General features: G+C 53.0%; 5 protein-coding genes and 2 pseudogenes. 1 reads left to right on the top strand and 6 read right to left on the bottom strand.

The features are described 5' to 3' along the window. Nucleotides 1-449: 449 nt before the first annotated feature. The 3 genes from QC823_RS14820 to QC823_RS14810 form a co-directional block, all read right to left on the bottom strand. On the bottom strand, nucleotides 450-2,795 hold the full coding sequence (locus QC823_RS14820) for a YbcC family protein (protein ID WP_309657119.1): 2,346 nt from the start codon (nucleotides 2,793-2,795) through the stop codon (nucleotides 450-452). Next, the gene (locus tag QC823_RS14815) at nucleotides 2,795-4,366 is read right to left on the bottom strand and encodes an NADH-quinone oxidoreductase subunit L (protein WP_309657118.1); all 1,572 of its coding nucleotides are present in this window, start codon (nucleotides 4,364-4,366) and stop codon (nucleotides 2,795-2,797) included. The genes QC823_RS14820 and QC823_RS14815 overlap by 1 nt, the downstream gene beginning before the upstream one ends. Before the next feature lie 126 nt (nucleotides 4,367-4,492). Continuing rightward, entirely contained in the window at nucleotides 4,493-4,783 is a 291-nt protein-coding gene (locus QC823_RS14810) for a hypothetical protein (protein ID WP_309657117.1), read from the bottom strand. 106 nt (nucleotides 4,784-4,889) lie between these two features. Between QC823_RS14810 and QC823_RS14805 the strand changes: the two genes are divergently transcribed. After that, complete coding sequence (locus QC823_RS14805; RefSeq protein ID WP_309657116.1) at nucleotides 4,890-5,780, top strand: LysR family transcriptional regulator; 891 nt, start codon at nucleotides 4,890-4,892, stop codon at nucleotides 5,778-5,780. A gap of 135 nt (nucleotides 5,781-5,915) precedes the next feature. Here the strand turns inward: QC823_RS14805 and QC823_RS14800 are convergent. From QC823_RS14800 to QC823_RS14790, 3 genes and pseudogenes are all read right to left on the bottom strand, one after another. After that, a pseudogene (locus QC823_RS14800) lies at nucleotides 5,916-6,098 on the bottom strand (IS3 family transposase); the annotation flags it as partial. Nucleotides 6,099-6,344: 246 nt separating this feature from the next. Then, nucleotides 6,345-6,534, bottom strand: a pseudogene (locus tag QC823_RS14795) (hypothetical protein); the annotation flags it as partial. 40 nt (nucleotides 6,535-6,574) lie between these two features. After that, nucleotides 6,575-7,459 (bottom strand): LysR family transcriptional regulator, encoded by an 885-nt coding sequence (locus QC823_RS14790; protein WP_309657115.1) that lies wholly within the window; start codon nucleotides 7,457-7,459, stop codon nucleotides 6,575-6,577.

The following is a 7,459-nucleotide window of genomic DNA, read 5'->3' as shown; positions in this document are numbered from 1 at the left end:
AGATAACGACCTAGGCCCGCTGGCGGTGCGTTGTCGTCAGCGGGGAGCTAACCAAAGGATGCTTGGATGGTGCCGCTGGACGAGGTTAACCGGAGCCCGCGGTATCAGTGGCAGGAAATCGAAGTGTTCCATCGTAGTGAGCAAGCAGGGGGAGTCGCCCCGGACGCCCCTGGAGAACGAAGGGAGCACCGGGCAATGGACTTGCCGGAGGGACCGATGACAAGCGCTGGCATGTATATGTGCAAGTGCTAAAAGGCCGCTTTTGGCCGAGTTCAGAGCTTCAAGCCACGCTGATAGTGAGGCAACAGTTGACGACCCAAGGCGAACGCTTGCTGCCGGACTTCGCCTGCATCTGCAGAATGCGAATTACGACACAGCGAGGTTTACTAAGCGGCTCAGATGCTTCAGTTGGAGATTAAGACTTCCCTGTCACGCAAACAGATTTGCTCTCATGTGGTTTCCCACTGCTGACGATAAAACCGCTCAATAATGCCCTGCTCATCATCAAGTCGAAACAAATATAGCCAATCATTGTCGATCAGCTCACGCACCACCACATGCCGGCTGGCAATGTCAGTAATGGCTTCTCTGGGTGCCACTATGTAAACACTAAGCCGCAGTGGCTCATGAACCCATTGATGCCCATCATGAATCGACTGCAGGGGTAGACCGATTCTTAAATCGCCGCCGTTGCCTTCAAAAACGCCGAGATGACCACCAACAACGTTGTGCAGAACCTTGTTACCGCTGCCGTAATGCAAGTTATCCGTCACCGACGCGAAATACTGAAAGTTGATCCAGTGGGTGACCAGCATCGGTGCGGTCATGATCAGCTCCAGAACCCCGAAGCCATCATCCTCGCGCCAACGGTAATCGTGCAAGAAACTGCGTCCTTCCAGGTTCAGGTGCCGTGTTCGTGAGCGCGGCGCCACAATCAAGCTGGCGTTGCCGGCTAGCCCCCATTCGGGGCGCACTTCCGACCAGTCTTGACTGCGCCGTTTAATGGCTCTGTCAATATCAGCGTCGTTGCCGAGTCCTAGGCGCCCAGCCCGCTCGCGACGAGCCTGCTGGCCCGCCTGTTGCAGCCAATTGAGGATTTCTTGTGGAACCTCCCCACTACAGATCACCTCATCGGTCGTAGTGTCATGCAGTGCGCCGATAAATCGGGTTTCCTGCGGTATCGATAGCCCTTGTTCTGCCAGGACTGAGCGCACGTCGGAGTCGTTGAGAAGGTAGGCGAGCACACGAACATTCACCGAACCCGTTTGTCCGCCACAGGCACCGCAGTCCAAACCGGCCGCGTGGGGATTGTTTCGGGTGCTGCTACCGTGGCCCACGAGAAGCACGATAGGTGCAAATTGACGCGTCAGGGACATGGCCTGGAGAATACCTGCCACAAGCTCAGCTTTTTCCGTTGTACTCAGCAGCACTCCATCCCGGCGGATCTCGAATTCGCCATTTCCTTCGTGAAGCTTGTCCACCGGATGCCTAGATTTATCACCTAGGAAGGTATTTTTGACCAGGCGGCCTAGACGGGCGATGCCAAAGCTTTCTATGTAGCTAAAGCTTGCCGGCGCTGAGCTGGCGAATTTTAACCAGTGCGTTTGGCGAGCCAATGTCTGACGGCAGACCCGGGCAGAGGATTCTGTTTCAGTGACTTCGAGTGAAGGCGCAAGCAATCCGGGCAGTTGGGGACGGTGAAATTCTGTGCCCCGAGGCCGATATGCAATGGGCATGCCAAAGAACCCGGCAAATCCCAAGGTCTGGATGGCGCGGTCCTGAGCTTCCAGTGCGCGGCGGAAGACCTCCGAGCGCACATCGATGCAAAAAGCCGCTTGCAACGGCGGCGGCTGGTCAACGGCTGTCTCGTCGGCGGACGAGCCCAACAGTTTTTCAGCCATTTGTTGTTGATAGGCGGATTCCGCCCGTGCCTGCAATTGCCATCCGGTCACCTGGGACTTTTCGTGGCTTGCCAATATCGACGGCCAGGCTTGCCACTGGTTGATCCAACGTTGTTTTAGGTCGGCAAAGATGGCATCGTCAATTTGCTGGACATGTCGCCACAGCACCAGCTCCCATGCTAGGCGAATCGCCAGCAGCCCCGGCAAAAGGTCGGTCTCATTGTTCTGCAGTCTCGACTGCCAACGCAGGTAAGATCCCCAAGATGACCAGCCGTTGATATCCAGCAGGAGTGCATGAGCATACTCTGTCGTATGTTCTTTATACAACGCGAGTGCATCGAAGGCATTGGCTATCAGATCATGACACTGATCCGGCAGAACACGGAACTGTCCAGGCAGGGAAGGCGCTTCCATGACAATGGCAATGCCGCGATCAGAACGGGTCATTTCAAGCCAACTGTAATAAAGATGCTGAGCACTGGCTTGGAACTCACCTGCATCCAGGCGCTGGAAGTAATCACCGCAGAACTGGCTGATCTGGTGCACAATTTCATCTTGCCAGCCAACCTGATGGGCCATATCACGATGTCGATCAAGTTGTGCGCTCAGGTTTCGCCAGTGATCGGGCATGGTCACCGATTGGATGGTGTCTTTACTTGCTGGGTCTATGGCCAGCGCCTCCTGATTCAGAAAGCAGGTGCCATTCAGCGCCGCCATGCGGGCGGCAACACTGGTAACGGACTGATGGCGCATTTCCCAGAATGGATTTATGGCATTGATCTGGTCGAGCGGCCATGTTGGCGCAATCCGGCCGCATGCTTCCGTGATGGCCTCATGCCAATCAGTTTGAAGAGCGTTCTTTTCAGCAGAAAATAAGGGGCTTGACGCTGACATCAGACAGACTCCTTGGAACCAGCAGAAGAGGACGTGGGTACAACACTTCGTGCTTGCACGACCTCGGGTAGTTTGGCGGGCCAGATTTTAAGCGTCAGGCGCGTTGCCCATTCATCAAGATAGGCGGCCGCAAACAGGAAGCGATGGAAGCGAATGCCCAGGGACGAGTAACGGCGATAGCGCACCAGAAAATAACCGATCACGAGCATAATCAGAAGAATGCCGGTAACGCTGATCGCCGCAAGACTGGCAGGGTTATCCGGTGGTGCCAGTAACAAGTGGGCGGCTTTTTTCTGAACCGAGTAAACAGCCCAGAAACCCGCACCCAGAACCAGGCCACGGCAAATGACAGTGATGCCTCTCCCTGCTGCAAATATTTCTGACAGCAATAACGTCAGTGCGAGTCCAGGCACCATCCAGGATATAACTTGCGCCGGATCCGAAGCGTTTGATATCGAGATGCTTGTTACGGTGAGCACTAGCGCCAGCAAGGCCGCAGGCAACATCTCCCCCCAACCGGGGTTTTTGATGGCAACAAGGCGCCTTTTCAGAGAGACCTCAACGGTATTGCCTGCATTCAAGAAGGCATGTGCCTTGTAAGCGGAGTGCGCCACTAAATGTAATAGCGCTAGTTCGTAAAGCCCCAAGGCGCACTCAACCAGCATCCAGCCCATCTGGGCGCAGGTGGACCACGCCAGCCTTACCTTGATGGAAATTCGGGTCATCATGACCAGGCTAGCGAACACCGCCGTCGGCCCTGCGATCAAAAGCAAAAGCCACTGAGCGGGCGCCACCTGAGAGATCAGTGGCGCCATTAGAATCATTAGAAATCCGCCGAGGTTAACCACGCCAGCGTGCAGTAGAGCAGAGACAGGGGTGGGTGCTTCCACGACCTGAATAAGCCAGCCGTGAAAGGGTAACTGGGCACATTTGAAGAGCGCAGCCGTCGCCATCAGTACGGCAGAGATTTTCGCTTCAGTTGGCAGATCGTTCGCTTCTGCAGTCATGGTCAGAATCTGATTGATAAAGAGCGTGTCGTAGCGGGCATAAAGCAGCGCAAATGCCACTATAAGACAGAGCTCCGCCAGTCTCGCGAAAATGAATTTCTTATGAGCAGCCAGCGCCGCACGGGGACGTTCGGGAAAAAACATCAACAACTGGTGTAGGCTGATGCTGATGGCAATCCAGCTGCCCAGGAAAATCAGCAGATGGTTAGTAGTGGCGATGAGGGCGACGCTAGTAAGTGTCAGCTGCAACCAGACCATGAAACGCGTCTGGCCAGGATCGCCCGCGAGATACTGCTTTGAGAACCGGGCCAGGATTATCCCTAGCAAAGTGATCAGCAGCATCATGATGTGAGCCAGAGGCGCCAGGTTCAGCCAACTCGCGGTACCTGGCCACCACCAGCTACAAATTGATGAAAAGACAGCAAATGTAAAAGCTAGACCAAATACCCACAAGCCGCTCGCACGTGGGTATGAGGGCAAAACGGCAGTTTTGATCGCGCCGGCGAGAAAACAGACGGGGATCAATATTAGAAATAAAGGCTCCAATAGACGGAAATCAAGCATGGAACTAGGCCTCAGAGTGGGAAAAAATCTCGTGGGGTAAAGTATCCAAGCTTTTAATGATAAATAAAAATATATATTTAAAAACCATTCGTTCTTATAAAGAGAATGGTATTTGATTAGCGACGTCTATGGACTCAAGCGAGTGATCTCAATATTGCAGTTAATGGCAAGCCGCTCACCCGACGCCTTCGCTTCGTTGATCACGGCTGTTAAGTCCGACCTGGTCTGCAATAATTGATCAATGCGGAACCTACTGCGTTCACTGGAGCTTCCGAATCGCTCTTCGTGGCTCAAGTTTTCTTGCTGGTGAAACCGGATTTTGTCTCCAATTAACGTCATCAGAATTGTCTGGGCTTCCTCAGTTGAGAATTCACCGTCAATTAAAAGATGATGGGTTGTTTCAAGATTGTTCGACATGCTCTGTTCCTTGTCATTAGGCTTTGTAACTTATCATCGCTTAATGAAAAAGAATTTTAAAATAGATGATTGAGATGATAACGTTCTTTTTTTTGGAATAAATTGCATGAGACATCTCAACTTTCATCATCTGCATTATTTTTGGGTCGTGGCTAAAGAAGGGCATCTGACGAGGGCGGCCAGACAGCTTAACGTTTCTCAGTCCGCGCTTTCCTCTCAAATACGTCAGCTTCAGGAGCAATTGGGACATGAGCTGTTCACCCGGGAGGGCCGCTCTCTGAGGTTGACCGAGTTCGGACATTTGGTGCTGGAGTACGCCGAGAGTATTTTCAACCTAGGCAGCGAACTGCTTTCACTGACCGAGAGCGGTAATCTTCAGCATCTGCACCGGCTGCGTATTGGCTCAGTGGCAACTTTGTCCAGGAATTTCCAAGATAACTTCTTGCGGCCGGTGATCGGCGAGACTGAGGTTAAGCTAGTGCTCCGATCGGCGAGCCTTGAGGAATTGCTGGAGCTGCTAAGTATCCACAAGTTGGATTTGATTCTCTCTAACCGCTCTGTCGTCTCGGATTCATCAACCAGTTGGCGGTGTCAGCAGATTGCCGAACAAAACGTGTGTATTGTGGGGCCATCCTGTGAAGCTGCTAAAACCTTCCGTTTCCCTGACGATCTTGTGAACGCCAAGCTGCTGTTACCAGGTCCGAGCAGCGACATTAGAAGTCAGTTTGATACGCTGCTCAGCCAGATGGGTGTTGAGATAGCTCCCTATGCCGAGGTCGATGATATGGCCATGCTGCGACTACTGGCGCGTGACTCGGGAGGGCTTGCTGTAGTCCCTGAAGTTGTGGTCCAAGATGAACTACAAACCGGTCGGTTGGAAAAATACTGCGTACTCGACAACATTGTAGAACGTTTCTATGCTATCACTGCCAAACGCCATTTAGAACTTTTACCTTTGAAAAAATTGCTGAAAAAAGCGCAAGCTGAATTTATTTAAATGAAACGTTGGTTCGCACGCTATCAGTAAGTCACTGGCTATATTTATTTTTTTATATTTGTAAAATGAATTACCAGTCCCACTAGGCCTTACTAAGGCTGTAATCTTACCCGCCCGGCAACAGTGGACTCTGGTTTAAGCGATCATTCGGGCTTTGAAGGCCTCTGAGCTGATCATCCCAATAGCACTGTGCCGCCGTTACATATTGTAGTCCAGTTCGATGTATTCAAATACCTGACGTCTCATGGCATTTCGCGTTTTAAATTGTTCTCCATGGATCGATTCAACCTTGAGGATATGGAAGAAGCTTTCGGCACAGTGCCTAAAGGCAGACCTTTGAACAATTGGTTGAAAATCACCGATCACCGCAAGTGTCGGATAGCAATTCACTGCTGTCGAACTATTGTTCCATTGCGCTCCACCATAGTCGCAGAGAGCGAGGCGTTATATCAGTGTCGACTTAAATTCCACTTTTGGCCGGTAATGGACATCATAGATGAAAAACGCTCTTAACAATCGGCTGCACGACGACCGGTTTTTCGCTGCTTCGCGGCTCCAAACCCGCGCATGCACCACGCTGTCATCGCCCATTATATAAGCGCCTTCCGTGGTGGTGGCACACAGCACGGGACCCGGCCATTTGCCGCGCAGGCAGCGCACGGCGACCAACGAGCGTGGTGGCCGTTAAAGGGGAGAGCGAATGCGCCAGCGAGCGGCCAATGGCGCCAGGGCCGAGTATCCAGTGGGTCGTCATCATCAAGTTGCATGGCCTCTTTGAGTAGTTTTAACGTTAATTATTCGCTTCTGCTCCCTTCCAGCGCCTCAATCATCCTTCGCGCGGCATTGGAAAGCGTGCGATTGGTATGCACCAAATACCCAAGCGGGCGGTAAATCGGCGCGGTATCCACGTCAAGTTCTACTAGCTCACTGTCGATCATATTGTCTGGCAGTAAGCTCCAGCCCAATCCCACGCTGCACATCATTTTGAGCGTCTCCAAATAGTTGGTCGCCATGCTCACCGGCAGTTGCAGGCTGGCTTGGCTAAAACGCTGCGCGATCAGCGAGCCTGTAAAGGTCTTTGCCCCTGGCATCACACAGTTGTATTGGCATAGATCGGCTAACGAAAGCGAGCGTTGGTTGGTCTGGGCAGCAAGTGGGTGGTCAATGGCACAAGCAAAGCAGAGCCTGTCGCGCCACAGTTCGACCACTTGCAATTGTTCATGGGGATGGGGGGCGAGTGTCACCACGGCCATTTCCAGCGTGCCATCCAATACCCCTTGGTAGGCTTGCTCGGAATCCAGAAAGTGCAGGTCTAGCTCCACCTCCGAATGGTGCTGGGTGTACTGTTTTAAGATCGGGGGTAAGCGGTGCAAACCAATATGGTGGCTGGTGGCAAGGGTCAAACGTCCGCCGACGTGCCCGGAAAGATTGGCCAGCGCCCGACGGCTGTCTTCCACCGTGAACAAAATCTGCCGCGCCTGGGGGAGCAGCACACTGCCTGCCTCGGTTAACGCAATGCGCCGGCCAATGCGATCAAACAGCCGCGTGCCTAGGAGGTCTTCCAGGGTGGCGATGCGTTTGCTGACAGCCGGTTGGGTAAGGTGTAGCTGCTCTGCGGCGCGAGAAAAGCTTTGGGCTTCCGCGACCGCCAGAAAGGCTTGTAAGCTTTGTGTATCCAT

The sequence above is a fragment of the Vreelandella vilamensis genome (genome assembly GCF_031451755.1).
GTDB classification, from domain to species: domain Bacteria; phylum Pseudomonadota; class Gammaproteobacteria; order Pseudomonadales; family Halomonadaceae; genus Vreelandella; species Vreelandella vilamensis.
This window is presented reverse-complemented; position numbering and strand designations above follow the sequence as displayed.

Excerpts from the sequence above, each read along its gene's own strand:
- QC823_RS14820 (WP_309657119.1), bottom strand. The coding sequence starts at position 2,795 with ATGTCAGCGTCAAGCCCCTTATTTTCTGCTGAAAAGAACGCTCTTCAA.
- QC823_RS14815 (WP_309657118.1), bottom strand. The coding sequence starts at position 4,366 with ATGCTTGATTTCCGTCTATTGGAGCCTTTATTTCTAATATTGATCCCC.
- QC823_RS14810 (WP_309657117.1), bottom strand. The coding sequence starts at position 4,783 with ATGTCGAACAATCTTGAAACAACCCATCATCTTTTAATTGACGGTGAA.
- QC823_RS14790 (WP_309657115.1), bottom strand. The coding sequence starts at position 7,459 with ATGGATACACAAAGCTTACAAGCCTTTCTGGCGGTCGCGGAAGCCCAA.
- QC823_RS14805 (WP_309657116.1), top strand. The coding sequence starts at position 4,890 with ATGAGACATCTCAACTTTCATCATCTGCATTATTTTTGGGTCGTGGCT.